Below are 25,853 nucleotides of genomic sequence, written 5' to 3'. Positions count from 1 at the left end.
ACGATGACTTCCACCGGTACACGCCACGAGCGGCCCGTCCTTGCCGAGAAGCCGGGCACGGGCGGGCCCAACCGGCGTCCGCTCGCCCGCAGGGCGCGGGACTGGCTGACCGCCTTCGCCTTCACGGTCCCCGCCCTCGTCCTGTTCGGCCTGCTCGTGTTCGCGCCGATCCTGTACGCGCTGTACGTCAGCTTCTTCAACTGGGGCGGATTCGGAGCGCCTTCGGACTTCGCGGGTGCCGGCAACTACACCCGCCTCCTCGACGACCCGGTCTTCCTCGGTGACCTGTGGCGTGGCCTGCTGCTCATCCTGCTCTCCGTCGGGATACAGCTGCCGTTCGCGCTCGCCATGGCTGTGCTCCTCAACCAGAAGCTGCGTGGCCGGGCCTTCTACCGGATGCTGTTCTTCGCCCCGTACGTGCTCTCCGAGGTCATCACCGGCGTCCTGTTCTCCATGATCTTCGCGCCGGACGAGGGGCTCGCCGACCGGACGCTCGGCGCGATCGGGCTCGACGGCCTGGGCGGGCTGTGGTTCGCGGACCAGGACAACGTCCTGGCCACGGTGTTCCTCGTCATGATGTGGAAGTACTTCGGCTTCCACATGATGCTGTACCTGGCCGGGTTGCAGGGTGTCCCCGCCGAACTGCACGAGGCGGCCCGCATCGACGGCGCGGGGCCATGGCAGCGCTTTCGTCACATCACCCTGCCGCTGCTCGGGCCGACGATCCGCATCAGCGTCTTCCTGTCCGTGATCGGCGCGATCCAGCTCTTCGACCTGGTCTGGGTGATGACCCAGGGCGGCCCCGACCACCACTCCGAGACGATGGCCGTCACCCTCTTCCAGTTCGGGTTCAAGCGCTATCAGATCGGCTACGCCAGCGCGATCAGCATCGCGATGTTCCTCATCAGTCTGGTCTTCGCCCTCGCCTACCAGCGGTTCGTGTTGCGCCGCGACACCGAAGGAGCCCTCACCTCGATGCGAGGCAACCGATGATCCCGACACTCCGGCGCAGGATGCGCTCCCTGCCCGTCCACGTCACCGCATGGGGAGTCGGCGTGGTCATGATCACGCCGCTGCTGTACGCCTTCGTCTCCGGCTTCAAGTCCACCGATCAGCTCTCCCGGAACCCCTTCGGTCTGCCCTCGCCGTGGGTCACGTCCAACTACACGGACATCCTGGGCTCCGGCGCCTTCTGGCGGATGCTCGGCTCCTCCACCCTGATCGCGGTGGGTACGACTTTGCTGACGGTCGGCTCGGCGGCGCTCGCGGCGTTCGCGCTCGCCCGGTTCGCCTTCCGAGGGCGAGAGGTGCTGTTCACGCTCTTCACCATCGGCCTGATGTTCCCGTTCGCGGTGGCGATCCTCCCGCTGTTCATCCTGCTGCGCACCTTCGGACTGCTCGACGACCCGTGGGGGGTGATCCTGCCGCAGGCCGCCTTCGGGCTGCCGATGACCATCGTCATCCTGCGCGGCTTCTTCCGGGAGATCCCCGGCGAGCTGGAAGAGGCCGCCACCCTCGACGGCTGCTCCCCGTTCGGCTTCTTCTGGCGAATCCTGCTGCCGATGGCCCGGCCCGCCCTCGGCACGGTCTCCGTCCTTGCCGTCGTGGCGAGTTGGAACAACTTCCTGCTGCCGCTGCTCGTCTTCAGCGAGCCGACCTGGTGGACCATCCCGGTAGGCGTCCAGCAGTTCCAGGGCCAGTACGCCACCGACATCGCCCGCGTCTTCGCCTACCTGGTCCTCGCCATGGTGCCCGCCCTCGCCTTCTACGCCGTCGCCGAACGGCAGTTGATCGGCGGCATCACGATGGGCGCCACCAAGGGCTGAGCCCCCGCGGGCCAACCTCCCCGACTCGTACCGCATCCCCTGTGAGGAGTTCCATGGCCGAGCCATGGCAGGACACCACCCTGCCCGCCCACGTCCGGGCGGCGGACCTGCTCGCCCGCATGACCACCGAGGAGAAGACCGCCCAGCTGTCCAGCGTATGGATCGGCACCGAGACCGACGCCGACGGCGCCGCCGACGTAGCACCCGGGCAGCACGCCTACGCGGCGCGCAGTGCCGCCCTCGACGCCTTGTTGCCCTACGGCCTCGGACATCTCACCCGCCCCTTCGGCACCGTCCCGGTCGAGCCCGCCGAGGGCGCCGCCCGCCTCGCCGACCTGCAGCGCACCATCCGCACCGGTAACCGTTTCGCCCTGCCGGCCCTCGTCCACGAGGAGTGCCTGACCGGCTTCACCGCCTGGCAGGCCACCATCTTTCCCACGCCGCTCGCCTGGGGCGCCACCTTCGACCCCGCGCTGATCACGGAGATGGCACAGGCCATCGGTACGTCGATGCGCGCGGTCGGCGTCCACCAGGGACTCGCCCCCGTTCTGGACGTCGTACGGGACCCGCGTTGGGGCCGTACGGAGGAGGCCATCGGAGAGGACCCGTACTTGGTCGGGACGATCGGCACCGCGTACGTACGAGGTCTCCAGGCGGCCGGGATCGTCGCCACCCTCAAACACTTCGCCGGCTACTCGGCCTCGCGAGCCGCCCGCAACCACGCTCCGGCCTCCCTCGGCCCGCGCGAGCTGGCCGACGTGCTCCTGCCGCCGTTCGAGATGGCGGTGCGCGACGGCGGCGCCCGCTCGGTGATGCCCGCCTACAACGACATCGACGGCCTGCCCGCCCACGCTCATGCGCGACTGCTCACCGAACTCCTGCGCGACCAATGGCAGTTCAGCGGGACCGTGGTCTCCGACTACTACGGCGTCTCACTACTGGAGGAAGCACACCGGGTCGTCCAAGGAGAGGGCGACGCGGCGCGGCTCGCCCTCGCCGCCGGCGTCGACGTGGAACTGCCGGCGGCGCGCTGCTTCAGCCCCGCGGACCCGCTCCCCGAGGAGCTGCTCGACCGGGCCGCGCTGCGCGTCCTGGCCCAGAAGTGCGAACTGGGGCTGCTCGATCCGGACTGGGTACCCGCCACCAGCGGCACTCACGTCCAGCTGAACCCTCCGCACATGCGGGAACTGGCACGTGTGGTGGCCGAGGAGTCGGTCGTACTGCTCGCCAACGACTCCGGGGTGCTGCCCCTCGACGACGGGCTGCGCATCGCGCTCCTCGGTCCACTCGCCCACGAGCAGGCCGCCATGCTCGGCTGCTACACGTTTCCCCGGCACGTCGGCGTCCACCATCCCGACCTGCCGATCGGGGTCGACGTGCCGACGCTCGCGCAGGCACTGCACGCCGAGTTTCCGGGTGCCGTGTTCGTCGAGGACCCGGCGGGAGCCGATGTATGCCTGGCCGTGGTCGGGGACCGCTCGGGGCTGTTCGGTCGGGGTTCGTCGGGCGAGGGCTGCGACGCGGAAGACCTCCGGCTGCCGTACGGCCAGGCCGATGTCCTCGACGAGGCGATGGCCTGCGGCGCGCCGGTCGTCATCGTCGTTCTGGGTGGCCGCCCCTACGCGCTCGGCCGCTGGGCCGGCCGGGCCGCTGCCGTCGTCGAGGCGTTCTTCCCCGGCCAGGGGGGCGGCGGCGCGGTCGCGGGTGTCCTGTCCGGCCGGGTCGAGCCGTCCGGGCGGCTCCCCGTCGCCGTGCCGCGCAGCCCCGGCGGTCAGCCCGCCCCGTACCTGGCCCCGCCGCTCGGTCGGCACGGCTTCCCCAGCACCGTGGACCCGACGCCTCTGTATCCGTTCGGGCACGGCCTTTCCTACACCTCGTTCGAGTGGGGCCAACCGGACTGTGCCGCAACGGAGTTCACCACCGAGGGCGAGACATCGTTCCGTATGACCGTACGCAACACCGGCGAGCGGCCGGGCACCGAGGTCGTCCAGCTCTACCTCCACCACCCGGTCGGCACCGTCGCCCTTCCCGAGGTCAGGCTCGTCGGCTACGCCCGCGTCCCGCTGGAGGCCGGCGCCTCGGCCGAGGTGCACGCGACGTTCCCCGCCGACCTCGCCGCGTACACGGGTGCGGACGGCCGTCGAGTCGTCGAACCCGGAGCCCTCGAACTACGCGTCGCCGCCTCCAGCGCATGCGTCCACCACACGGTGCCGCTCACCCTGACGGGGACGGCGCGGGAGGCGGGGCATGAGCGGCGGATGCGGTGCGAGATACGTGTGGAGCACGACGGCGTGACGGGCGCACCACTGGGCCGGCCGGTCGGCCAGGCGCAAGGCACATCGCACGTCCTCCCCGCGCCGTAGCCGAGCGGTGGCCGCGTCGTAGCCGGCCCTAGATCAGTAGCCGTAGATCATCTTGTAGGCGACCTCGGGGAGGAACTGTCCGGCCGAGGAACCCCATCCCACACCGCAGTTGCCGTCGGACTCGCCCGGGGTCTTGATCCACAGGAGCATCTCGGCGCCTCCGCCCATCCGGGTGGGGGTGCCGATCCGGCGGCCCGCGGGGTTGCACCACTGGCCGTTGGAACCGTTGCCGTTGCGACTGGTGTCCACGACGAACGGCTTGGTGTAGCCGTAGCGGGCGCTCAGTTCCCTGTTGAGGGCGTTGCCGTAAGCGGTGTTCTCGGCCGTGGTGAAGTAGTTCGAGATGTTGAGGGAGAAGCCGTGGGCCTGTCGGAGGCCGGCTTCGTGGAGGCGCCGGGCCATGGTGGCCGGGGTCTCCCAGCCCGGGTTGCCCGCGTCGAGGTAGACCCAGGTGTGGGGGGCCCGGCGGCTGAACTCGGTGAGGGCGCCGGTGATCATGCCCTCGCGTTCGTCGATCTGGGCCTGGGTCATGCAGCCGTAGTCCCCGAGGGAGTCCGGTTCGAGGATGACGACGGCGGGACGGTCGGCGATCCCGCCTGCGAACTGCGCGATCCAGCTCGCGTAGGCGCTCGGCGAAGCGGCGCCGCCCGAGGAGTGCCCACCGCAGTAATCGCGGTTGTAGATGTTGTACGCGACGAGGATCGGCAGCTTGTCCGAGCGGTCCGCCGCCCCTGCGTAGGCACCTGTGGCGGTGCCGATCGTGCCGCTCCAGGCGCCGAACCAGCGGGCCATCGGGGTATGGGCGATGGCGGTGTCGATGGCGGGCGCCCTGCCGTCGCCGGGATGGGCGGCGGCCCATCTCCTGGCGCTGGAGTCGGGGTCCGTGTAGAACCCGTTGGTCATGGTCGTCGGGTCGGCCGCGTGGGCGGACGGTGCGACGGTCAACGCCAGGGGCAGCGCGGCGAGCGCTGCCACCAGGGTGCGGAATCTGCGGCGCATGACGGTACCTCGGTTTCCTGACAGGAATGTGTGGGAGTGCGGGCAGCGAGTCCGGGGAGTGCCCGCACGGGGTCCGTTCGACGAGCCAGGCAGTGCCTTGACGCCCCGTCAACGCCTTGCGCGTGGTTCGGGGCCGGCCGGGGATGGGATACGAGTCCGAAACTTTTCAGAAGCATTCCGGATGCTGCGAGTCCCCAAGCTAGGAAGGTGGGACCTTCCGGTCAAGCCCTTCGCTCCATCCGCCCGCAACAACGCGCCCTTCAGGGCTACCCCGACCCCGCTCGACGGCAGTTGACGACGCCGCACCCTGGATTCGGCCTCTGATCACCGGATTTCCGGCAAGTTTCGGGCGAGAAACGGAAGCTTCTTCGGTGAAGGTATTGACGGGCACCGTCGATACCTCAATCATCCCGACCTGAGGATCGGCCAAGGTTCGGTATTTCGAACCATGTCAGCCCTGAACCATCTGTGCGCGTGATGTCTGCCTTGGAGGCATGTCATGAGCTGGTACGCACTTCCCGGACCCGATATCCGTCGGAAGATTCGCGGACTGTTGCTGACGCTGATCGTCGGCGTCCTCGGCGCGGCCGCCACACTGGTCGCGCCGCCGCCCGCCCACGCGGCTGAGAGCACGCTCGCAGCCGCGGCGGCGCAGAGCGGTCGTTATTTCGGCACCGCCATCGCCTCGGGCAGGCTGGGTGACTCGACGTACTCGGCGATCGCGAACCGCGAGTTCAACTCGGTGACGGCCGAGAACGAGATGAAGATCGACGCCACCGAACCCCGGCGGGGCCAGTTCGACTTCACCGCCGGTGACCGCGTCTACAACTGGGCGGTGCGGAACGGCAAGCAGGTGCGCGGCCACACCCTGGCCTGGCACTCCCAGCAGCCCGGCTGGATGCAGAGCCTCAGCGGCGGCCCACTGCGCCAGGCGATGATCGACCACATCAAGGGCGTGATGACCCACTACAAGGGCAAGATCGCCCAGTGGGACGTCGTGAACGAAGCCTTCGCCGACGGCAGTTCGGGAGCCCGGCGCGACTCCAACCTGCAGCGCACCGGCAACGACTGGATCGAAGTCGCCTTCCGCACCGCACGCGCCGCCGACCCGGCCGCCAAGCTCTGCTACAACGACTACAACGTCGAGAACTGGACCTGGGCCAAGACCCAGGCCATGTATGCCATGGTGCGCGACTTCAAGCAGCGCGGCGTGCCGATCGACTGCGTCGGTTTCCAGGCGCACTTCAACAACGACAGTCCCTACAACAGCAACTTCCGCACCACTTTGCGGAGCTTCGCCGCTCTCGGCGTCGACGTGGCCATCACCGAACTCGACGTCCAGGGCGCCCCGGCCACGGCCTACGCCAACGTGACCAACGACTGCCTGGCCGTCTCACGCTGCCTCGGCATCACCGTCTGGGGTGTCCGCGACACCGACTCCTGGCGTCCCGAGCACACACCGCTGCTGTTCAACGGTGACGGCAGCAAGAAGCCCGCCTACACCGCCGTCCTCAACGCGCTCAACGGCGGCACCCCCACTCCCCCCTCGGCATCCGGCCAGGTCAAGGGCGTCGCTTCGGGCCGCTGCCTGGATGTGCCCGGCTCCAGCACCGCTGACGGCACCCAGCTCCAGCTGTGGGACTGCCACAACAGCCCCAACCAGCAGTGGGAGCGCACCGCCGCGGGCGAGCTGAGGGTGCACGGCGGCAAGTGCCTGGACGCCGCCGGCACCGGCAACGGCGCCAGGGTCCAGATCTACAGCTGCTGGGGTGGCGACAACCAGAAGTGGCGCCTCACCTCCGACGGGTCCATCGTCGGCGTCCAGTCCGGTCTCTGCCTCGATGCCGTCGCAGGCGGTACCGCCAACGGCACCCTTATCCAGCTCTACACCTGCTCGAACGGCGGCAATCAACGCTGGACCCACGCCGTAACTACCGGCTGACCTTTCGGGTGGCCCGCAGCCACTCCTTGTTCATCGCCGCGATGGACGGCAGCGGGATGCCCTTCGGGCAGGCGGTCGCGCACTCGCCGGTCAGCGTGCAGCCGCCGAAGCCCTCCTCGTCCATCTGCGCCACCATGTCCAGGACGCGGGTCTCGCGCTCGGGCGCGCCCTGCGGCAGGACGTTCAGGTGGTTGACCTTGGCCGAGGTGAACAGCATCGCCGAGCCGTTGGGGCAGGCGGCCACGCAGGCCCCGCAGCCGATGCACTCGGCGTGTTCGAAGGCGGAGTCGGCGGCCGGCTTGGGGACGGGAGTGGCGTGCGCGTCGGGCGCGGAGCCCGTGGGGGCGCTGATGTAACCGCCGGACTGGATGATCCGGTCGAAGGCCGAGCGGTCCACCACGAGGTCCTTGACGACCGGGAAGGCGGCGGCGCGCCACGGCTCGATGTCGATGGTGTCGCCGTCCTCGAAGGACCGCATGTGGAGCTGGCAGGTGGTGGTGCGCTCGGGGCCGTGCGCGTCGCCGTTGATGACGAGCGAGCAGGCGCCGCAGATGCCTTCGCGGCAGTCGTGGTCGAAGGCGACGGGGTCCTCGCCCTTGACGATGAGTTCTTCGTTGAGGGTGTCGAGCATCTCCAGGAAGGACATGTCCGGGGAGATGTTGTCCACCTCGTACGTGGACATCGTGCCGTCGGCGTCGGCGTTCTTCTGGCGCCAGACGCGCAGGGTGAGCTTCATGCGTAGCTCCGCTGGGTGGGGTGGACGTACTCGAAGACGAGGTCTTCCTTGTGCAGGACGGGGGCTTCGCCGGTGGCGGTGAACTCCCAGGCGGCGGCGTAGGAGAACGCCTCGTCGCGGCGGGCGGCCTCGCCGTCCGGGGTCTGGGACTCCTCGCGGAAGTGGCCGCCGCAGGACTCGGCGCGGTGGAGGGCGTCGAGGCACATCAGCTCGGCCAGCTCCAGGTAGTCGACGATGCGGTTGGCCTTCTCCAGGGACTGGTTGAACTCCTCGCCGGTACCGGGGACCTTGATGCGGCGCCAGAACTCCTCGCGGATCTGCGGAATGCGCTCCAAAGCCTTGCGCAGACCGCTCTCCGTACGCGCCATGCCGCAGAACTCCCACATCAGTTCGCCGAGTTCGCGGTGGAAGGAGTCGGGGGTGCGGTCGCCGTCGACGGCGAGCAGGAGGTTCAGCCGGTCCTCGGTCTCCGCCAACGCCTCCTGGACGACGGGGTGTTCGGCGTCGATCTCGTCCTTGTGCGGGTTGCGCGCGAGGTAGTCGTTGATGGTGGCGGGCAGGACGAAGTAGCCGTCGGCGAGGCCCTGCATGAGCGCGCTCGCGCCGAGCCGATTGGCGCCGTGGTCGGAGAAGTTGGCCTCGCCGATCGCGAAGAGGCCGGGGACGGTGGTCTGGAGGTCGTAGTCGACCCAGAGGCCGCCCATCGTGTAGTGCACGGCGGGGTAGATCCGCATCGGCACCTCGTACGGGTTCTCGGCGGTGATCCGCTCGTACATGTCGAAGAGGTTGCCGTACTTCTCCTCGACCTTCTTCCTGCCCATGCGCCGGATGGCGTCGGCGAAGTCGAGGTAGACGCCCTGGCCGCCGGGGCCGACCCCCCTGCCCTCGTCGCACACGTTCTTGGCGGCGCGGGAGGCGATGTCACGGGGCACGAGGTTGCCGAAGGAGGGGTAGATGCGCTCCAGGTAGTAGTCGCGCTCGTCCTCGGGGATCTCGTTGGCCGGGCGGGTGTCGCCCTTGGCCTTGGGCACCCAGATGCGGCCGTCGTTGCGCAGCGACTCGCTCATCAGGGTGAGCTTGGACTGGTGGTCGCCGGTGCGCGGGATGCAGGTGGGGTGGATCTGCGTGAAGCAGGGGTTGGCGAAGTAGGCGCCGCGCCGGTGGGCCCGCCAGACGGCCGTGGCGTTGGAGTTCATGGCGTTCGTCGACAGGTAGAAGACGTTGCCGTAGCCGCCGGAGGCGAGGACCACGGCGTCCGCGAAGTAGGTGTCGATCCTGCCGGTGATCAGGTCGCGGGCGACGATGCCGCGGGCCCGTCCGTCGACGACGATGACGTCCAGCATCTCGGTGCGCGGGTGCATCTCCACGTTCCCGGCGGCGATCTGCCTGCTCAGCGCCTGGTAGGCGCCGAGGAGCAGTTGCTGGCCGGTCTGGCCGCGCGCGTAGAACGTCCGGGAGACCTGGACGCCGCCGAAGGAGCGGGTGTCCAGGAGCCCGCCGTACTCGCGGGCGAACGGCACGCCCTGCGCCACGCACTGGTCGATGATCTCCACGGAGATCTGCGCGAGGCGGCGCACGTTGGACTCGCGGGCGCGGAAGTCGCCGCCCTTGACGGTGTCGTAGAAGAGGCGGTGGACCGAGTCGCCGTCGTTGCGGTAGTTCTTCGCGGCGTTGATGCCGCCCTGCGCGGCGATGGAGTGGGCGCGGCGCGGCGAGTCCTGGTAGCAGAACTGGACGACGTGGTAGCCCTGTTCGGCGAGGGTGGCCCCGGCGGAGCCGCCGGCCAGGCCGGTGCCGACGACGATCACGGTGTGCTTGCGGCGGTTGGCGGGGTTGACCAGCTTGGCCTGGAAGCGGCGGGTGTCCCAGCGGTCGGCGATGGGGCCGCTAGGGGCCTTGGTGTCGACGAGCGGCTCGCCGGTCGCGTAGGCGGCGTACTCACTGGAGTGATTCATGGTTCAGCTCACCAGTCCGGTCATGACGGCCACGGGTACGGAGACGAAGCCGACGGTCAGCACCAGGGCGAGGCCGTTGGCGAGGGGCTTGAGGACGCGGTCGCGGGCGGCGGTGCCGACGCCCAGTGTCTGCGCGGCGCTCCACAGGCCGTGCCGCACGTGGAAGCCGACGGCGACCACGGCGACGATGTAGATGACGTTGCCGTACCAGGTCGAGAAGGTGTCGATGACGTTCTGGTACGGACGCAGGTGCTCGTAGCCGCCGGGGTGCACGGTGCCGGTCGTCAGGTCGAGGACGTGCCAGACGATGAACAGCGCGAGGATGACGCCGCCCCAGCGCATGGTGCGGGTGGCGAAGCTCGCCTGTGCCCTCTTGTGCACGTACTTGGTGGGGCGCGCCCTGAGGTCGCGGCGGCTCAGCTGGTAGGCGGCGGTGGCGTGCGCGACGACCGCGGCGACCAGCACCACGCGCACCAGCCAGAGCGTCCACTCGTAGTGCATGAAGGGCTCACCGAGGGTGCGGAGCCAGCGGGCGTACGCGTTGATCTCGGCCGGGCCGAAGAAGATCTTGAGGTTCGCGAACATGTGCGCGAACAGGTAGAGCAGCATGATCAGACCGCTGACCGCCATCACGATCTTCTTGCCGATGGTCGAGTCCCAGAGCGTGCGGGTCATGGACGGCCGTTTGTCCGTCCGCGTTGCCAGAGCCATGTCAGCGACGCTACGGCCGAAGGCCCGATCGGTCCAAGAGATGGTTCGGCTCATCTCGATAGCCTGGGCCTATCGTGCGGCGTAGGGTGCCTGCATGCAGTTCCAGCAGCTCCTCTACTTCGTCGCGGTCGCCGAGACCCGGCACTTCACGCGGGCGGCGGAGTCGGTCCACGTCTCCCAGCCGTCCCTGTCCCAGCAGGTCCGGGCCCTGGAGAAGGAGCTGGGCGCCGAGCTGTTCAGCCGGGCCCGCGGCAACATCACACTGACCGACGCGGGCGAGGCCCTGCTGCCGCTGGCCCGCCGCATCCTCGCGGACGCGGACACCGCGCGGATCGAGGTCCAGGAGCTGGCGCAGCTGCGCCGGGGCCGCATCCGGCTGGGCGCGACGCCGAGCGTGTGCACGGGGCTGCTCCCCGAGGTCCTGCGCGCCTTCCACGACCGGCATCCGGGCATCCAGCTGCTGATCGAGGAGAGCGGCTCCCACGACCTCGTGCGCGAACTGGCGCGCGGGGCGCTGGACCTGGCGCTGGTGGTGCTGCCGCTGCCGAGTCCGTCGCCCGCGCTGACCACGGTGGAGCTGCTGCGGGAGGACCTGGTCGTGGTGTCGTCCCCGAGGGCGCGGCGCCCGCTCGGTGACCCGGTGCGGATCGCCGACCTCCAGGGCGAACGCCTGGTGATGTTCCGGCACGGATACGACCTGCGGGAACTCACCGTCGCCGCGTGCCGCGCCGCGGGGTTCGAACCGGAGTTCGCGGTGGAGGGCGGCGAGATGGATGCGGTGCTGGGGTTCGTACGGGCGGGGCTCGGGGTGGCGGTCGTGCCGCGCATGGTGGCGGAGCGGTCGGGGTCGGATCTGCGGGTGACGCGGCTTTCGCAGCCGAGTCTGCATCGGACGATCGCGCTGGCGCACCGCAGTGATGTGGCTCCGCCGCGGGCCGCGCGGGAGCTTCAGCGCATGCTGCTGGCTGGGCGGTGAGGGCTCGGGGGTGCGTGTCTTGTTGCGGGTGCGGGTGCGTGGGGGGCTGGTCGCGCAGTTCCCCGCGCCCCTGACGGGGCACGGATGCGCGCCCCTCAAGGGGCGCGGGGAACTGCGCGCGCAACCACATGAAACCCGCGGACGGCGGATCAGGCGCACCCCCGAGCCCTGGCCCGCCCCCGCTCCCCGGCGGTCAGCCCACCGCGTCTGCCAGCGCCAGCTCGTGCAACTGGTCCGGCGGCCCCGGCCGCGCGTAGTACCAGCCCTGAGCCGTGTCGCAGCCCAGCTGCCGCAGCTGGTCCGCCTGGTGGCCCGTCTCGACGCCCTCGACCGTGACCGCGAGGTCCAGGCTGTGGGCGAGCGCGACGATGCCCTCGACGATCTTCAGGTCGACGGGGTCGGCCGGGAAGTGCTGCATGCCCTGGGTGAAGGAGCGGTCCAGCTTGAGCACGCTCACCGGCAGCCTGCGCAGGTTGGCGAGGTTGGAGTAACCCGTGCCGAAGTCGTCGAGCGCGATGTCGACGCCCATCTCCGCGAGCCTGCGCAACGGCTTGAGGAGATCGTCGTCGGCTCCTATCAACGCGGACTCGGTGACCTCCAGGCAGAGCGCACCCGGCGCGAGACCCTCGCGCTCCAGGATGTCGACCGTGTCGGAGACAAGGCCCGGATGGGTGAGCTGCATGGGCGAGAGGTTGACGTTGACCCGCAGCGGCGCCGCGTCCGCCCCGCCCTGCGTACGCGCCTCCCAGAGGCGGGCCTGGCGTACGGACTCCTCCAAGACCCAGCGGCCGAGCGGCACGATCAGGCCGGTGTGCTCGGCGAGCGGGATGAACCGGTCGGGGCCGATGATCCCGTGCTGCGGGTGCAGCCACCGCACCAGCGCCTCGGCGCCGCGCACACTGCCGTCGCCGAGGTGCACCAGCGGCTGGTACTCGATGAAGAACTCGCCGCGCTCCAGGGCGGCGGGCAGCGCGGTGGTCAGGCCGTGCCGGGTGATGGCGCGGGCGTCGGCCTCCGGGTCGGCGACTTCGTAGCGGTTGCCGCCCGCGGACTTCGCGCGGTACATCGTGATGTCGGCGCTGCGCAGCACCTCCGCCGCGCCGCGCTCCCCCGCCGGGCCCTCCACGATGCCGATGCTGCCGCGCACGGTCAGCTCGCGGCCGTCGACCCGGATCGGGGCGGCCAGGGCGTTCATGATGCGCCCGGCCAGCTCGTCGACCTCGGTCTCGGTGTCGGGGCCGGTGGTGAGCGCCACGAACTCGTCGCCGCCGAGCCGGGCCACCATCTCGCCGGGCGCGGTCGCGCAGGACTGGAGCCGGTCGGCGACCTCGACGAGCAGCCGGTCGCCGGCCGCGTGGCCGAGGCTGTCGTTGACGGTCTTGAAGCCGTCGAGGTCGAGATAGCAGAGGCCGAACCGGGCGTTCCCGCCCGCCGCGAGGGCCTTCTCCAGGCGCTCGAAGAACAGGGTGCGGTTGGGCAGCCCGGTGAGCGCGTCGTGGGTGGCCTCGTACCGCAGGCGGAGGTTGAGCAGCCGCCGCTCGGTGGTGTCCTCCATCAAGGCCAGCTGGTACTGCGGCAGTCCGTCCGCGTCCCGCAGCAGGGACACCGTCAGGTTCGTCCACAGGACCGTGCCGTCGGGGCGGTAGAAGGCCTTCTCCACGCGGTAGTGCTCGCGCTCGCCGCGCACCAGCTCCTCGTACAGCTTCCATACGTGGGGCGAGTCGTCGGGGTGGGTCCACTCGGCCGCGTTGCGCCCGCGCAGGTTGCTCTCCAGGCCGCCGAACATGCGCACCAGCGCGTCGTTGACCTCAAGGATCGTGCCGTCGAGGGCCGCGATGCCGATGCCGATCGCCGCCCCGTGGAAGACGGCCCTGAAGCGTGCCTCGCTCGCGTGCAGGGCTTCGGCGACGGCGCTGCGGGCGCTCAGCGCGGCGCGGGAGATCGCCTCCTGCTCGGTGAGGGTGCGCTCGCGCAGCGCCTGCGCGAAGCCGGCCGCGACCGCGTGCTGAATCCGCGAGCTGCGGGCCCGCAGCTCCTCCTGGGAGCCGTCGCCGCCGCAGTACAGGACCAGGTAGGCGTCGACGCAGTCGAGGGTACGGCTCAGCGCCTCCGGGTCGGTGCAGTGCGTGTCGACGAGGGCGGCGCCGACCGCGCGGCCCCGCGCCGCGTCGAAGAACCGCTCCTGAAGCGCGTCGCGCAACATCCCGGCCAGCGGCACGAGTTGTTCCTCGAACTCGGGACGGGTCAGTGAGGTCGCCGTCACCGGGAAGATGGCGCGGCTCCAGATCGTGGCGAACCTGCGGAGTCTTCCCTCCGGCCCGTCCGGCTCGGCGCTCAACGCTTTCGTCCCACGCCCGCGAACCCCGAGAAGGAGTAGGGGTCCTCCTCGTCGGGCGCCGTGTCGGGCCGCCAGTGCGGCATCGGCACCAGGCCGGGTTCCACCATGTCGTATCCCTCGAAGAACCGCGCGATCTCGTCGCGCGAGCGCATGATCAGTGGATTGCGGATGTCCTTGTATACACCGACCGTGCCGTCGGCCTGCTCGGGGGGAACCGGAATCCCTTCGTACGAGGCATGGGTGACGACGATCAGGCTGCCGGGCGCGAGGGCGTCCCGCAGTTCGGCGACCGCCGCGCGAGGATCGTACGCGTCCTCGACGAAGTGCAGCACGGCCACGAGCAGCAGGGCCACCGGGCGCTCCAGGTCGAGGAGCTCTTCCACCTCCGAACTGCCCAGAATGTCCCGGGGCTTGCGCAGGTCCGCGGCGACCACCGCGGTCCGCTCGTCGCCGTCGAGGACCGCCTCGCTGTGCGCGACGGCGACCGGGTCGTGGTCGACGTACACCACACGTGCCTCGTCGCTGGCCTGCTGCGCCACCTCGTGGACGTTGCCGAAGGTGGGGATGCCGGAGCCGATGTCGAGGAACTGGGTGACGCCCTGGTCGACGGCGTACCGCACCGCTCGCCGCATGAAGGCCCGGTTGGCCTGCATGACCTTCGGCAGGCCCGGCATGAACTCCATGGCCCTGCGGCCGGCCTCCCGGTCCACCTCGAAGTTGTGCGAACCGCCCAGGTAATAGTCGTAGATGCGGGACACGCTGGGCATCGAGATGTCGATGCCGAGCGGGGCCCAGGCGGGACGCTCCATCAGGACTCCAAGGCATAGGGGGTGCGGCGGGCGATCCGGTGTTCGAGGGTGAGGCTACTGATCGTCCGCCAAGGGAGCGAGTCAAAACGGAAATTGGCCGTCCGTTCTCGGTCACTGCCTGCGGCAAGTGCCGTACACCACACAGAAGGCCGGTCCGTTCCCCTTCCCTTTTTCAGGGGGAGGGGGAACGGACCGGCCGACCGCGCCCGTGGGGGGTTCGTGGGGGTCCGTGTGGGGGGTTACCAGGGGTTGCTCCGGGGGCTACCGGCGGGGTTACCGGGGGGCGCCCACCGCCTTGCCGTCGGGGCTCACGGCGTACCAAGTGCCGCCCACACCCTGCCCGTTGGTGTCACCGGGCTTCTTGTCCCCGGCGAAGGTGTACAGCGGCCAGCAGTCGATCGTCTGCTGCTTCCCGCCGTCCGGGCGGTCGTAGGTCATGTAGCCCTTCTTGGCGATGCCCTTGGTGTCGGCCTTGTCGACGGGGGCCACGGCGGGCCACTTCTCGGCGCAGGCACCCACGCAGTTGGACTTGATCGGCCAGGCGGAGTCCTTGGTGAAGCGGTAGACGGTCATGCCGTTCCTGTCGACGACGATCTCGCCGAGCTTCGGGTCCTTGCGGGTGGACAGGCCCGCGGGGTCGGCGGGGGCGGCCTCGGGCGGGGCGGTCTTGTCGGGCGCGGTCTCGGAAGGGTCGGTTCCGGCCGCCGGGGGTGAGGCCTTCTTGCCGTCCGGGGCCGCGGCGTACCAGACGCCGCCCACGCCCTGCCCCTTGGCGTCGCCGGGCTTGGTGTCCTTCGCGTACCGGTACATCGGCCAGCCGTCGATGGTGAGCTGCTTGGTGCCGTCGACGCCCGTGACCTCGCCGAGCAGGGAGCCGTCGACGCCCGGCGCGGCCTTCGCCCCGTCGGCGGGCGCGGCCGGCCAGAGCTTCAGACAGGCGGCGTCGCAGTTGGACTTGGGCGGCTGGGCGGTGTCCTTGTCGAAGCGGTAGAGCGTGAAGCCCGCGCTGTCGGTGACGACCTTCCCGAGCTTCTTGCTGTCCCACACGGCGAGTTGACCGGCCGGCTTCCCCTTGGCGCCGGCGCCCTCGTCGGCGGCGCCGGCGTCGGCTCCGTATCCGTCGCCCGCGCCGTAGCCGTCGGCCTTGGCGGGCGCTTGGTTGCCCACGTTCTGGCCGTTCGGGGACTGGTCCCCCTTCTCCTGGCCGCATGCCGTCGTCAGTGCCAGCAGGGCCGCAGCCGTCGTTACGAGCGAGGCGCTCCGCCAGGCCCGAGGGGCTCGCCCACTTGGATGCCGCATCTGTGACTCCCGCTGTCCGCTTGGGTGTTGTGGCGCCGTTTTGCGTCACACATGGCCCTAGGTACGGGCGGGGGCGGCCGTCGCGTTCAATCGGCCCGGAAAAATTATTCGCGCGGTCCGCGGACGCGGATCGAACGGATGTACGGGACGAGCGTCAAGCCAGGGGCGGCGCACCCCCTCCTTTCGGGGCATCCGGTCGCCTTCCGGCATGCATGAGGTGGACGCCGCCCATGATCTCCGTCGTGCATGGAACCTCGCGGACCCTGTCGTCCGTCGTCTCGCGCCTACTGACGCTCCTGGCACTGGCGTTGCTGCTCGGCGCCTCCGCCACCACCGGTGCGGCCGTGGCCGGCGACTGTGCGTACGCGTCGATCGGCAAGGGCGGTTCCTCCTCGGGCAGCGGCCCGGTGGCCGTCTCGGGCAACGGCGCCGACTGCTGGGCGGGGCCCACGCAGCGCCCGAAGCCACCACCACCACCTCCTCCGCCTCCACCACCGCCTCCCCCGCCTCCGCCGCCTCCTCCTCCGCCCCCTCCTCCGCCGCCCGCTGAGCCGCCGCCGGCCGCGAAGCCACCGCCCGTCGCGGCGCCACCGCCCGTCGCACCGAAGCCCACGCCCGCCCCCGTGCCGTCCCTCACCCCGCCCCCACAACCGCCGGAGCCGAAGCCGAAGCCCAAGCCGAAGCCCCCCGTCCGCACCAAGACGTCCAAGCCGGCGCCGCCCGTGACCTATCCGGCGTACCACGCCCCGACCCGTCACCAGCCGCACCGCAGCGGCCCCTCCCTCGTCTCGCTCACCCTGCTCATCACGGCGCCCGCGGTGCTCGCGGTCGCCGCGCTCCGCCCGCGCTGACCCCCGCCGGAGGTTTCCTTGTCGGAATGGCTTGTTCTCACCCTCGCGATGGCGGCCGCTTGCGGTGTCGTGCTCATCGTGACCCTGCTGCGGCACCGCAGAACGGGGGCTGACTACGACGCGTCGGAGACCCCGGACGTGATCGAGTACATGACCATGATGATCGGTGTCGTCTACGCCATTGTCCTCGGTCTGGCCATCGCGGGCGTCTGGGAGGCACGCGGCGCGGCCCAGGAACACGTCCGCGTCGAGGCCCAGGCCCTGCACGAGATCTCGGAGCGGGCCCGGGTCTACCCGGAGGACATCCGGGAGCGTATTCGCGCCGATGTCCACACATATGTCAGCCATGTCGTCACCAAGGAGTGGGACGCCATGGCGGCCCAGGGCGAACTCACCGACCGCGGCGCCGATCTCCTCGCCCGCATCCGGCACGACGTGACCGACTACGAGCCGAAGTCGGACTTCGAGGCACAGGCGTACCAGCCACTGGTGGACCAGGTGGCCGCCGCCGACGACGCGCGCAGCCGACGGGCGGACAGCGTGGGAGCGACCATGCCGGGCGTGGTGTGGTTCGGCCTGATCATCGGGGGTCTGGTCACGATCGGCATGATCTTCACGCTCCAGATCCGCCGCACACCGCGCGAACTGCTCCTCGCCGGTCTCTTCTCCGCCCTGTTCGCCTTCCTGCTCTTCCTGATCTGGGACTTCGACGCCCCGTACAGCCGGGGCATCGCGGCGACGGCGGAACCGTTCCGGGCGCTCTTCCCACACCTCGACGGCTGACGCCCCACCGATCCCGGGACGCGAGTGGTACCTCATCAACCATCCGTTGAACTGTAGCCATCACTAGGAGCCTGAATACGGGGCCTGAAACCACGGACAGGTCTGACCGACTCAACCAGAAGTTGTCCTGCCATCTCGGCCTCCGGCTAGGATCAGCGGCGTGGATCTCATCGCCGTACGCACCTTCGTCACCGCCGCGGACGCGGGGCAGTTCCAAGAGGCCGCCGCCGAGTTGTCGATCACCCCGCAGGCCGTCTCCAAGCGCATCGCCGCGCTGGAGAAGGACCTCGGCGTGCGCCTGTTCAGCCGTACGGCCCGGGGAGCGCGGCTCACCATCGACGGGCAGGCGTTCCTGCCGTACGCCCGGGCCCTCCTCCAGGCGGAGGACCGGGCGGCGGCGTCCGTACGGCCGGGGCGCCGGGCCCTGCGCGTCGACGTGATCGGCCGCCGGGCCTCGGTGGCGGGTCTGCTGCGCGACTTCCACCGCGCGCACCCCGAGACCGAGCTCGACGTCGTGACCCTGTTCGACTCCGCCACGGCCATCGCCGCCGTCCGGTCCGGGACGATCGACGCGACCTTCCGCGCCGTGACCATGCCGGGCAGGCCGCTGCCCGACGGCGTGGAGGCCGCCCCGGTCTTCGACGAACCGCTGCACCTGTTCACCGGACCGGCGCACGACCTCGCCGCGGCCGCCTCGATCGCGCCCGCCCAGCTCGCCGGACGCCGGATCTGGATGCCCGCCAACCTGCCGGGCACCGAGTGGGCCGCCTACTACGACGAACTGGCCGCCACGTTCGACCTCACCGTCGACGCGGTCGGCCCCGACTTCGGCTTCGAGGCGCTCCTCGACACGATCGCCGCCTCCTCGACGCTGGCGACCTTCGTCAGCGAGCAGACCCCCCTGGTCTGGCCCGCCGGCCACGACCTGCGGCGCATCCCGCTGCGCGACCCGACCCCGGTCTACCCGCACTCGCTGATCTGGCGCACCGACAACCCGCACCCCGCGCTCACCGCGCTGCGTGAGCACCTCGCCGCCGCGTACCCCGGCCGCCCCGACGACGGGATCTGGACGCCGCACTGGGCCCGGCCCGCCCCGCCTGCCCCAACCGCCGGGTGACCACGCCGAGTTGAGGCACCGCGGCCTGCGCCACGGCCGTGCAGGCGGGCGGTACGCCGGCCGGGCCCGGCCTCCGATGGCCGTGAACCGTGCTGCGCCGCACCCCGGTCCGGCGCATCCTGGTGCCATGGCCTGGCAGACACCGATCATCGTCCATCCGCCCGCCGCCGACGGCGGGCGGCGGGTCACCGTACGCGGGCAGGACGTGGGCGTCGCGCACGGCGACCGCGACCTGGAGGAGTTCCTGCGGCGCGCGGGGCTCGGCGAGGCCGACATTGCGCTCGACGACCCGTGTCTCGTCGAGTGGCGCGGCGAACCCCACGAGTGGCCCTGACCTCGGCCCCGCCGGTTCCCCGCGGGGGCACACCGCCCGTGCCCCGCGCCGGTCCGTTCGCCCGACCGGCGTACCGGATTGCCCCGTTCGTACGACACCGATCGCGGCCATGCGGGGGCATACCTAGCGTTTCCGGCATCGAGGTGCATTCCAGGCGTCAGCGGAAGAAGGTCCGCGGCTGCTCCTCGGGGACCCGGAGGAACCACCCATGCACGCGATACGCGTGGCTTCGGCCGCTCTGCTCACCGCCACCGTGCTGACCCTCACCATCCCGCCCGCTTCGGCGACCGTCACGGGCGACGAGAACAACAACAACGTCACCTCGTTCGGCTTCCGCGTGACCCCCTCGACGATCGCCGCGGGCGGACAGGTCACCCTCAGCGTCGACGGCTGCGAGGGCGACACCAAGGTCACCTCCGGGATTTTCGACGACGCCCACATCCCCAAGGGGCAGACCACCACCACGGCCCAGGTGTTCTGGGACGCGAAGCCGGGGGCGATGTACGAGGTGACGTTCGACTGCAAGGGCGAGATCGGCAAGACGGACCTCACCATCGCCACCGGCCGGCCCGACGACGACGGCCGCCGGGACCAGGGACACCAGCCCCCCGCCCAGAAGGGCGTCAAGGCCGGCGTCGGCGGCAGCCTCGGCGGGCTCGACCTGCACGAGATCGCCCTCGGCAGCGCGCTGATCCTCGGCGCCGTCGGCACCGCGTACTACAAGTCCCGCCGCCGCACCGGCGAGAACAACTCCTGACCCGCCGCACCGGCGAGGGTCACGACTGACCCGTTTCGCCGCCGACACCGCTTCGCCCCCGGGACGTCTCCAAGTCCCGGGGGCGAAGCGGTGTCGCGTGCGGTGCAGCGGTGTCGCGTGCGGCAGAGCGGTGTCACGTACGGCGGAGCGGTGTCGTGTGCGGTCAGGCGGCGGCGCGGAAGGGGGGCGCGCCGGGTCCGCCCATCGGCTCAGGCCCGGTTCTCGGACCGGCGGCGCATCCAGAACACCCCGCCCCCGACGACCGCCGCGGTCACCAGCGCACCGCCGATCGCGATGTCGGTGCCGCTCGCCCCCGACTGCGAGCTGCCGCCGAAGCCGCCGCGCACACCACCGTGGATGACGGTGAACGCGGACGGACGCATCAGCGTCTTGCCGCCGCAGTGAGCCGTGATGTCGTACGCGCCCGGCGCGGTGTGGTGGTGGATGACGGCGGTGGCGCTCGACGTGGTGCCGCCGGGGATGGAGTGCAGACGCGCGTCCGAGAAGGCGGGCGAGGTGACCTTGCCGCCGTGCTGGCAGGACGAGCCGTCGACCGTGACCGTCAGGTGCCCGCCCCTCGGGATGACGCTCGGCATCGCCACGATGTTGGTCGGGTCGGCCCACGCGGACGCGGCCGGGGCGCCGAGCCCGACGACCGCGCCCGCCGCGGCGGCGACCGCGAGGACACGGGTGGTACGCATACGAGATGTACGCATGGCATTCCTCCGCGAAAGACGCCCCGGGGGTACCGTCCCCGGTCGATCGGTGAGAGCGCCTCCCAGACAGACCCTCAGATGCGGCACGCGGGGCCGCATTTCGGGGATCGGCCGTCCTGGTGAGACGACACGCCGGGCGGCGTCCGCGCCAGTGGGCATCACCGCAGGTCACGGACCGTCAGAAATTTCCTGCCGACGGCCGACCCGGATGGCGCACCCGCCGGGCGCCGCCACCCGTTCGCTCCCGCCCTTTCGCACGCCGCGCGCCCCGCGCTTAGCGTTCTCGTACGCGCTACGGACGCGGCGCGCCCGCCGCGTTGAGAGGGGATAGAGAATGCCTTCGTCCCATCCGGCCGACGAGTTCCGATTCCAGGATGCCCAGGAGGACGAAAAGCAGAAGAAGCGCGCCCCCTGGGGTGTGATGGCGCTTGTCCTGCTGACCGGTCTGGCGCTGATCCGCAACGGGTCGGGGGAATTCGACGTGGGTCCGCCGCAGCCCGCTTCGGCCGCGGCGGCGGATCATACGCCCGAGGCGAGTGCCGACGCCCCGGCGCCGCTGATCTTCTCGCCGGCCGAGCGCATCCGCATCAAGGGCATCCAGGTGGACGCCCCGGTCATCCCGGTGGGCCTGGACCCGGAGGGCTGGGTGGACGCGCCGCCGCCCGAGGACCCGAATCTCGCCGGATGGTTCACGGGGGCCGTCTCGCCGGGCGAGAAGGGCACGGCGGTCATCGTCGGACATGTGGACAACCAGCAGGGCCCGGCCGTCTTCTACGGCCTCGGCTCCCTGGAGAAGGGCAACCACGTCGAGGTCAGGCGCAAGGACAAGAAGACCGCGATCTTCGAGATCTACGGCATCGAGGTCTTCGACAAGGAGAACTTCCCGGGAAAGCGGGTCTACGGCAACAGCGGAACCCCCGAGCTGCGGGTCATCACCTGCGGCGGTGGTTTCACCGAGCAGTCCGGATACGACGGGAACGTCGTCGCCTTCGCCCGCCTGACCGCGGTGCGCTGACCGGGCGGGCGAACGGTCTCAGGTCGCGTAGCGGTTCGGCACGGTGATGCGGTAGCCCGACGCCAGCAGGTCGGGGAGGTAGGTGCGCAGGGCGTCGACGGTGCCCGAGCGGTCGCCGCCCGCGTCGTGCGAGAGCACCACGACACCCGGCGCCGCGCCCGCGTACACGCGCCGCACGATGGCCTTCGCGCCCGGCTCGGTCCAGTCGAGGGTGTCGACGGTCCAGGCGAGCGGTTCCATGCCGTACTCGGCGCCCAGCTGGAAGGCGTTGCGGTTCCACGCGCCGTAGGGGGCCCGGAACCACGCGGGAGGTTCGCCGGTCAGGTGCTCGATGACGTCGCAGGTGCTCTCGATCTGCCGGCGCGTCGCCGCCCGGCTGAGCTTGGGCAGCAGCGGGTGGTTCCAGGTGTGGTTGCCGATCAGGTGCCCGTCGTCGGCCATCTCGCGGAGCAGGTCCGGGCTGTCGGCGGCCATCTCCCCGCAGACGAAGAACATGGCGCGCACGTCGTGCTCGCGCAGGGTTCGCAGGATGGCCGGGGTGTAGCGGGGGTCGGGGCCGTCGTCGAAGGTCAGCACCATCGAGCGGTCGCGCCGGTCCAGGCGCAGGATCGGGGCCTTGCGGACGCGCGGCAGGGCGCGCGGGGCGCGGGGCGGGCCATGACCGGCCATGGGCTGGAGACGGTACGCGGAGGGCTTGAGGGCGCGGGCGGCCGGTGGGCCCGCGGCGGCGGCGCCGCTCGGCGCGGTGGGCCCGGGGGCGGCGGAGGGGTCCGCGCCCGCGCAGCCGGCGGTGGCGGCGAGGCCGAGAGCCGCGGCGGCGCGGAGCACCTTCCGGCGCCCTGGAGTCAGCTGATCGTCTTTCATGACTAATCCGTCGCACGGCCGAAGGTCCAGGCGGGACAACAACACCGGGGCGGCCCCCGAAAGCACCCGAACAGACGCGGGGCGCCGGATCGGACGCGGAGACTCCGGATCAGGCGCGGCGGACCAGAGGGAAGGGCAGGGTCTCGCGGATGGTCAGGCCGGTGAGGAACATGACGAGCCGGTCCACGCCGATGCCGAGTCCGCCGGTGGGCGGCATCGCGTACTCCAGCGCGTCGAGGAAGTCCTCGTCCAGCTCCATGGCCTCGGGGTCTCCTCCGGCGGCGCGCAGCGACTGCGCGGTGAGCCGGCGGCGCTGCTCGACGGGGTCGGTCAACTCCGAGTAGGCGGTGCCGAGTTCGGTGCCGAAGGCGACGAGGTCCCAGCGTTCGGCGAGGCGCGCGTCGCGCCGGTGCTGCCGGGTGAGCGGGGAGACGTCGGTCGGGAAGTCCTTGTAGAAGGTGGGCAGCTGTGTCCTCTCCTCGACCAGGCGCTCGTACATCTCCAGGACGACGTCGCCGCGGCCGTGGCCGGCCGTGTACGGGACTGCGGTCCGGTCGCAGTGCCGGTGCAGCTCCCGCAGCGGGGTGTCCGCGTCGACCTCCTCGCCGAGCGCCTCGGAGAGCGCGCCGTACACGGTTTTGACGGGCCACGGCCCGGAGATGTCGTGCCGGGCGCCGTCTTTGTGGGCCACCGGGCTGCCGAAGGCGGCGGTCGCCGCGCCCTGGATGAGTTCGCGGGTGAGGTCGAGCATCACGTCGTAGTCGGCGTGGGCCTGGTAGGCCTCCAGCATCGTGAACTCGGGGTTGTGCTTGTACGAGACGCCTTCGTTGCGGAAGGTGCGGCCCATCTCGAAGACCTTCTCCATGCCGCCGACGCAGAGCCGTTTGAGGTACAGCTCGGGGGCGATGCGCAGGTGGAGGTCGAGGTCGTAGGCGTTGATGTGCGTGGTGAAGGGGCGGGCGTTGGCGCCGCCGTGGATCTGCTGGAGCATCGGCGTCTCGACCTCCAGATAGCCGCGGTCCAGGAGGCCCTGACGCAGGGCCTGTACGGCGGTGGAGCGGGCCCGGACCACGTCGCGGGCGGCGGGGCTCGCGACCAGGTCCAGGTAGCGGCGACGGACCTTGGCCTCGGGGTCGGTCAGCCCGCGCCGCTTGTCGGGCAGCGGCCGCAGGCACTTGCCGGCGAGCCGCCAGGCGGTGACGAAGACGGTGAGTTCACCCTGGTCGCTGGTGCCGACCGTGCCGGTGGCCGTGATGTGGTCGCCGATGTCGACGTCGGCGGTGAAGCGGTCGAGCGGGTCCGTGCCCGACACGTCGCGGCTGAGGGCGAGCTGCCGGTCCCCCGACCAGTCGCGCAGGACGACGAAGACGATGCCGCCGAAGTCGCGTACGAGCATGACGCGACCCGCGACGCTTACCTGAGTCCCCGTCATGTCCTGACTGATGGCGGCCAGTTCATGTGTACGCGGGGGAAGGCCCACCGGGTAGGGGTCGGTGCCCTCGGCCCGCAGCCGGTCGAGTGTGCGATGCCGGACGCGGATCTGTTCCGGCGGCTTCGCGGCCTGGCCGGGCGCGGTGGCGCCGCTCCGCTCCGCGAGACCGAGGGCGGCGAGGGAAGGCAGGCCTTCGGTGGTCGCGGGCCGGGCGACGCCCCGCGGTTTCGCGTGCCCCTTGCCCCACAGCTTGCGCAGCGACGGCACGGAGACGAAGCCCTCGGCGATGCCGGACGCCAGGCTGATGCGGGCGAGGGCGCCGCTGTCGCCGTAGCAGATGAAGCGCGGGTACCACTCGGGGTGGTACTTGGCGTTGGAGCGGTAGAGCGCTTCGAGCTGCCACCACTTGGAGAGGAACAGCAGCAGCTTGCGCCAGAGCCGCAGGACGGGCCCCGCGCCGATCCGGGCGCCCTCCTCGAAGACGGAGCGGAAGACGGCGAAGTTGAGGGAGATCCGGCGTACGCCGAACTTGGGTGCCGCCGCGCACAGTTCGGCGACCATGAACTCCATGACGCCGTTCGGCGCGGCGCGGTCGCGGCGCATCAGGTCCAGGGAGATGCCGTCACCGCCCCAGGGGACGAGGGAGAGCAGGGCGAGGAGCCTGCCCTCGGCGTCGAGGGCCTCGACGAGGAGGCAGTGGCCGTCCTCGGGGTCGCCGAGGCGGTCCAGGGCCATGGAGAAGCCGCGCTCCGTCTCGGTGTCCCGCCAGGCGTCGGCCTTGTCGATGATCTCCTCCATCTCCTCGTCGGTGAGGGTGGAGTGGCGGCGGATGCGGGTGGTGGCGCCGCCGCGGCGCACGCGGTTCACGGCCTGCCGGGTCACGCGCATGTCCCGGCCGTGCAGGTCGAAGTCGGCGACGTGCAGGATCGCCTCGTCGCCCAGTTGCAGCGCGCCGAGGCCGTGCCGGGCGTACGCGGTGGCGCCGTCCTCGGAGGCGCCCATCACGGCGGGCGCCCAGGCGTACCGCCGGGCGACGTCGAGCCAGGCGGCGATGGCGTGCGGCCAGGCCTCGCGGTCGCCGACCGGGTCGCCGCTGGCCAGGCAGACGCCCGCCTCGACGCGGTAGGTGACGGCGGCCTTGCCGCTGGGCGAGAAGACGACGGCCTTGTCGCGCCGGGTGGCGAAGTAGCCGAGCGAGTCCTGGTCGCCGTATGCCCCGAGGAGCGCGCGGATGCGGGGTTCCTCGTCGCCGTGCAGGGCCGCTTCCATGCGCTGGGAGCGGAAGAGCGTGGCGGCGGCGCTCAGCAGGGCGAGGGCGCCGAACAGGCCGAGCCAGAAGAACAGGGGGCGCGGCGGGGCGCCCTGGAAGTAGTCGTGGCCGTGGATGAGGCCGCCGAGGACGCGGTTGGCCGCCCACAGCAGCCGTTCGTGGCGGGGCAGCGTGCCGGGGAAGAGTGCGACGAGGCCCCAGCCGGCCAGGACGGCGGCGCCGAGGCCCGCGACGAGCACGGCGACGGCCCGCCGGACGGCGCCGCGGCGCGAGTCCGCGGAGAACTCGCCGCGGGCCAGGAGCAGCAGGACGAAGGCGGCGCCGCAGACGAGGAACGACGGCAGCGACTCCACCCAGAAGCCGAGCGCCGCGCCGAGGACGTCGAAGGCGAGCAGCAGCCCGAGATAGACGACGACGAACCACCACGCGATCTTCTTGCGGGCGCCGGTGGCGGCGGCGAGGAGGAAGAGGAAGACGGCGTACGCGAGGTTCACGCTGACCGGGACCGTGACGAGGTCCAGGACCCGGACGACCGGCATGAGCAGCCGGCGCAGCGGGGGGACGACCGCGAGGACCGCGCAGAACACGCCGAGGACGCCGAAGAAGGCGGCGAAGCCCTCCGGTACGCGGCCGAGGACGCCGTCCCAGGCTCGTGTCGGCCCCGCGGGCCCCGTCGGTCCGGGGTTCTCCTCGCTGGCACTCATGGCACGACTCTAGGAAGTCCTGCGGCGGGGCGCGCGTCGAGGAAGCACGGGGCCCG

Annotated in this window: 21 protein-coding genes; 11 read left to right on the top strand and 10 right to left on the bottom strand. The window is 71.1% G+C overall.

The features are described 5' to 3' along the window. Positions 1–3: 3 nt before the first annotated feature. Genes J2N69_RS33885 through J2N69_RS33875 form a run of 3 tightly spaced genes read left to right on the top strand, consistent with a single transcriptional unit; the run spans position 4 to position 4,189 of the window. Positions 4–993, top strand: a complete 990-nt coding sequence (locus J2N69_RS33885; protein ID WP_408056928.1) for a carbohydrate ABC transporter permease — start codon at positions 4–6, stop codon at positions 991–993. Further along, a complete protein-coding gene (locus J2N69_RS33880; RefSeq protein WP_230904135.1) occupies positions 990–1,826 on the top strand; it encodes a carbohydrate ABC transporter permease in 837 nt (278 codons plus the stop codon). Before J2N69_RS33885 ends, J2N69_RS33880 begins: the two co-directional genes overlap by 4 nt. A gap of 53 nt (positions 1,827–1,879) precedes the next feature. Then, positions 1,880–4,189, top strand: coding sequence for a beta-glucosidase (locus J2N69_RS33875; RefSeq protein WP_230904134.1), 2,310 nt, complete (start codon positions 1,880–1,882; stop codon positions 4,187–4,189). 33 nt (positions 4,190–4,222) lie between these two features. Here J2N69_RS33875 and J2N69_RS33870 read toward each other — a convergent pair whose 3' ends face one another. Then, positions 4,223–5,188, bottom strand: a complete 966-nt coding sequence (locus J2N69_RS33870) for a glycoside hydrolase family 6 protein (RefSeq protein ID WP_230904133.1) — start codon at positions 5,186–5,188, stop codon at positions 4,223–4,225. Positions 5,189–5,687: 499 nt separating this feature from the next. Here J2N69_RS33870 and J2N69_RS33865 point away from each other — a divergent pair, with 499 nt between their 5' ends. Continuing rightward, positions 5,688–7,130 (top strand): endo-1,4-beta-xylanase, encoded by a 1,443-nt coding sequence (locus tag J2N69_RS33865; RefSeq protein ID WP_230904132.1) that lies wholly within the window; start codon positions 5,688–5,690, stop codon positions 7,128–7,130. Here the strand turns inward: J2N69_RS33865 and J2N69_RS33860 are convergent. Genes J2N69_RS33860 through J2N69_RS33850 form a run of 3 tightly spaced genes read right to left on the bottom strand, consistent with a single transcriptional unit; the run spans position 7,120 to position 10,532 of the window. Next, complete coding sequence (locus J2N69_RS33860; RefSeq protein WP_230904131.1) at positions 7,120–7,866, bottom strand: succinate dehydrogenase/fumarate reductase iron-sulfur subunit; 747 nt, start codon at positions 7,864–7,866, stop codon at positions 7,120–7,122. The genes J2N69_RS33865 and J2N69_RS33860 overlap by 11 nt on opposite strands. After that, complete coding sequence (locus J2N69_RS33855; protein ID WP_230904130.1) at positions 7,863–9,821, bottom strand: fumarate reductase/succinate dehydrogenase flavoprotein subunit; 1,959 nt, start codon at positions 9,819–9,821, stop codon at positions 7,863–7,865. The genes J2N69_RS33860 and J2N69_RS33855 overlap by 4 nt, the downstream gene beginning before the upstream one ends. 3 nt (positions 9,822–9,824) lie before the next feature. After that, positions 9,825–10,532, bottom strand: a complete 708-nt coding sequence (locus J2N69_RS33850) for a succinate dehydrogenase (RefSeq protein WP_230904129.1) — start codon at positions 10,530–10,532, stop codon at positions 9,825–9,827. Between the two features lie 94 nt (positions 10,533–10,626). On the opposite strand from J2N69_RS33850, the gene J2N69_RS33845 reads away from it, so the two are divergent. Next, entirely contained in the window at positions 10,627–11,508 is an 882-nt protein-coding gene (locus tag J2N69_RS33845) for a LysR family transcriptional regulator (RefSeq protein WP_230904128.1), read from the top strand. Positions 11,509–11,701: 193 nt separating this feature from the next. On the opposite strand, the gene J2N69_RS33840 is transcribed toward J2N69_RS33845, so the two are convergent. The 3 genes from J2N69_RS33840 to J2N69_RS33830 all read right to left on the bottom strand — a co-directional run bounded on the left by J2N69_RS33840 (position 11,702) and on the right by J2N69_RS33830 (position 15,954). Beyond that, a complete protein-coding gene (locus J2N69_RS33840; protein ID WP_230904127.1) occupies positions 11,702–13,846 on the bottom strand; it encodes a putative bifunctional diguanylate cyclase/phosphodiesterase in 2,145 nt (714 codons plus the stop codon). After that, complete coding sequence (locus tag J2N69_RS33835) at positions 13,843–14,655, bottom strand: SAM-dependent methyltransferase (RefSeq protein WP_230904126.1); 813 nt, start codon at positions 14,653–14,655, stop codon at positions 13,843–13,845. The genes J2N69_RS33840 and J2N69_RS33835 overlap by 4 nt, the downstream gene beginning before the upstream one ends. Before the next feature lie 273 nt (positions 14,656–14,928). Continuing rightward, complete coding sequence (locus J2N69_RS33830) at positions 14,929–15,954, bottom strand: SCO0930 family lipoprotein (protein WP_230904125.1); 1,026 nt, start codon at positions 15,952–15,954, stop codon at positions 14,929–14,931. A gap of 230 nt (positions 15,955–16,184) precedes the next feature. Between J2N69_RS33830 and J2N69_RS33825 the strand changes: the two genes are divergently transcribed. The 5 genes from J2N69_RS33825 (at position 16,185) to J2N69_RS33805 (ending at position 19,796) form a co-directional block, all read left to right on the top strand. After that, entirely contained in the window at positions 16,185–16,805 is a 621-nt protein-coding gene (locus J2N69_RS33825; protein WP_230904124.1) for a hypothetical protein, read from the top strand. Positions 16,806–16,823: 18 nt separating this feature from the next. Then, positions 16,824–17,588, top strand: a complete 765-nt coding sequence (locus tag J2N69_RS33820) for a bestrophin-like domain (RefSeq protein ID WP_230904123.1) — start codon at positions 16,824–16,826, stop codon at positions 17,586–17,588. 160 nt (positions 17,589–17,748) lie between these two features. Further along, entirely contained in the window at positions 17,749–18,705 is a 957-nt protein-coding gene (locus J2N69_RS33815; RefSeq protein ID WP_230904122.1) for a LysR family transcriptional regulator, read from the top strand. Between the two features lie 127 nt (positions 18,706–18,832). Further along, positions 18,833–19,039: a hypothetical protein gene (locus tag J2N69_RS33810; RefSeq protein WP_230904121.1), complete on the top strand. Its 207-nt coding sequence runs from the start codon at positions 18,833–18,835 to the stop codon at positions 19,037–19,039. 208 nt (positions 19,040–19,247) lie between these two features. Next, complete coding sequence (locus tag J2N69_RS33805; protein WP_127913196.1) at positions 19,248–19,796, top strand: hypothetical protein; 549 nt, start codon at positions 19,248–19,250, stop codon at positions 19,794–19,796. Positions 19,797–20,005: 209 nt separating this feature from the next. On the opposite strand, the gene J2N69_RS33800 is transcribed toward J2N69_RS33805, so the two are convergent. Further along, complete coding sequence (locus tag J2N69_RS33800) at positions 20,006–20,497, bottom strand: hypothetical protein (RefSeq protein WP_230904989.1); 492 nt, start codon at positions 20,495–20,497, stop codon at positions 20,006–20,008. A 349-nt stretch (positions 20,498–20,846) separates the two neighbouring features. Here J2N69_RS33800 and J2N69_RS33795 point away from each other — a divergent pair, with 349 nt between their 5' ends. Further along, positions 20,847–21,527, top strand: a complete 681-nt coding sequence (locus tag J2N69_RS33795) for a class F sortase (protein WP_127913198.1) — start codon at positions 20,847–20,849, stop codon at positions 21,525–21,527. An 18-nt stretch (positions 21,528–21,545) separates the two neighbouring features. Here the strand turns inward: J2N69_RS33795 and J2N69_RS33790 are convergent, their stop codons facing one another. Together J2N69_RS33790 and lysX are read right to left on the bottom strand one after the other, a co-directional pair. Next, positions 21,546–22,391: a polysaccharide deacetylase family protein gene (locus J2N69_RS33790; protein WP_230904120.1), complete on the bottom strand. Its 846-nt coding sequence runs from the start codon at positions 22,389–22,391 to the stop codon at positions 21,546–21,548. 109 nt (positions 22,392–22,500) lie between these two features. After that, entirely contained in the window at positions 22,501–25,797 is a 3,297-nt protein-coding gene (gene lysX / locus J2N69_RS33785) for a bifunctional lysylphosphatidylglycerol synthetase/lysine--tRNA ligase LysX (protein ID WP_230904119.1), read from the bottom strand. Positions 25,798–25,853 lie beyond the last annotated feature (56 nt).

This window comes from Streptomyces huasconensis, assembly GCF_021028635.1.
GTDB lineage: Bacteria > Actinomycetota > Actinomycetes > Streptomycetales > Streptomycetaceae > Streptomyces > Streptomyces huasconensis.
This window is presented reverse-complemented; position numbering and strand designations above follow the sequence as displayed.

Coding starts and splice junctions, on each gene's coding strand:
- J2N69_RS33885 (WP_408056928.1), top strand. CDS start 4: ATGACTTCCACCGGTACACGCCACGAGCGGCCCGTCCTTGCCGAGAAG.
- J2N69_RS33880 (WP_230904135.1), top strand. CDS start 990: ATGATCCCGACACTCCGGCGCAGGATGCGCTCCCTGCCCGTCCACGTC.
- J2N69_RS33875 (WP_230904134.1), top strand. CDS start 1,880: ATGGCCGAGCCATGGCAGGACACCACCCTGCCCGCCCACGTCCGGGCG.
- J2N69_RS33870 (WP_230904133.1), bottom strand. CDS start 5,188: ATGCGCCGCAGATTCCGCACCCTGGTGGCAGCGCTCGCCGCGCTGCCC.
- J2N69_RS33865 (WP_230904132.1), top strand. CDS start 5,688: ATGAGCTGGTACGCACTTCCCGGACCCGATATCCGTCGGAAGATTCGC.
- J2N69_RS33860 (WP_230904131.1), bottom strand. CDS start 7,866: ATGAAGCTCACCCTGCGCGTCTGGCGCCAGAAGAACGCCGACGCCGAC.
- J2N69_RS33855 (WP_230904130.1), bottom strand. CDS start 9,821: ATGAATCACTCCAGTGAGTACGCCGCCTACGCGACCGGCGAGCCGCTC.
- J2N69_RS33850 (WP_230904129.1), bottom strand. CDS start 10,532: ATGGCTCTGGCAACGCGGACGGACAAACGGCCGTCCATGACCCGCACG.
- J2N69_RS33845 (WP_230904128.1), top strand. CDS start 10,627: ATGCAGTTCCAGCAGCTCCTCTACTTCGTCGCGGTCGCCGAGACCCGG.
- J2N69_RS33835 (WP_230904126.1), bottom strand. CDS start 14,655: ATGGAGCGTCCCGCCTGGGCCCCGCTCGGCATCGACATCTCGATGCCC.
- J2N69_RS33830 (WP_230904125.1), bottom strand. CDS start 15,954: ATGCGGCATCCAAGTGGGCGAGCCCCTCGGGCCTGGCGGAGCGCCTCG.
- J2N69_RS33825 (WP_230904124.1), top strand. CDS start 16,185: ATGATCTCCGTCGTGCATGGAACCTCGCGGACCCTGTCGTCCGTCGTC.
- J2N69_RS33810 (WP_230904121.1), top strand. CDS start 18,833: ATGGCCTGGCAGACACCGATCATCGTCCATCCGCCCGCCGCCGACGGC.
- J2N69_RS33805 (WP_127913196.1), top strand. CDS start 19,248: ATGCACGCGATACGCGTGGCTTCGGCCGCTCTGCTCACCGCCACCGTG.
- J2N69_RS33800 (WP_230904989.1), bottom strand. CDS start 20,497: ATGCGTACCACCCGTGTCCTCGCGGTCGCCGCCGCGGCGGGCGCGGTC.
- J2N69_RS33795 (WP_127913198.1), top strand. CDS start 20,847: ATGCCTTCGTCCCATCCGGCCGACGAGTTCCGATTCCAGGATGCCCAG.
- J2N69_RS33790 (WP_230904120.1), bottom strand. CDS start 22,391: ATGAAAGACGATCAGCTGACTCCAGGGCGCCGGAAGGTGCTCCGCGCC.
- lysX (WP_230904119.1), bottom strand. CDS start 25,797: ATGAGTGCCAGCGAGGAGAACCCCGGACCGACGGGGCCCGCGGGGCCG.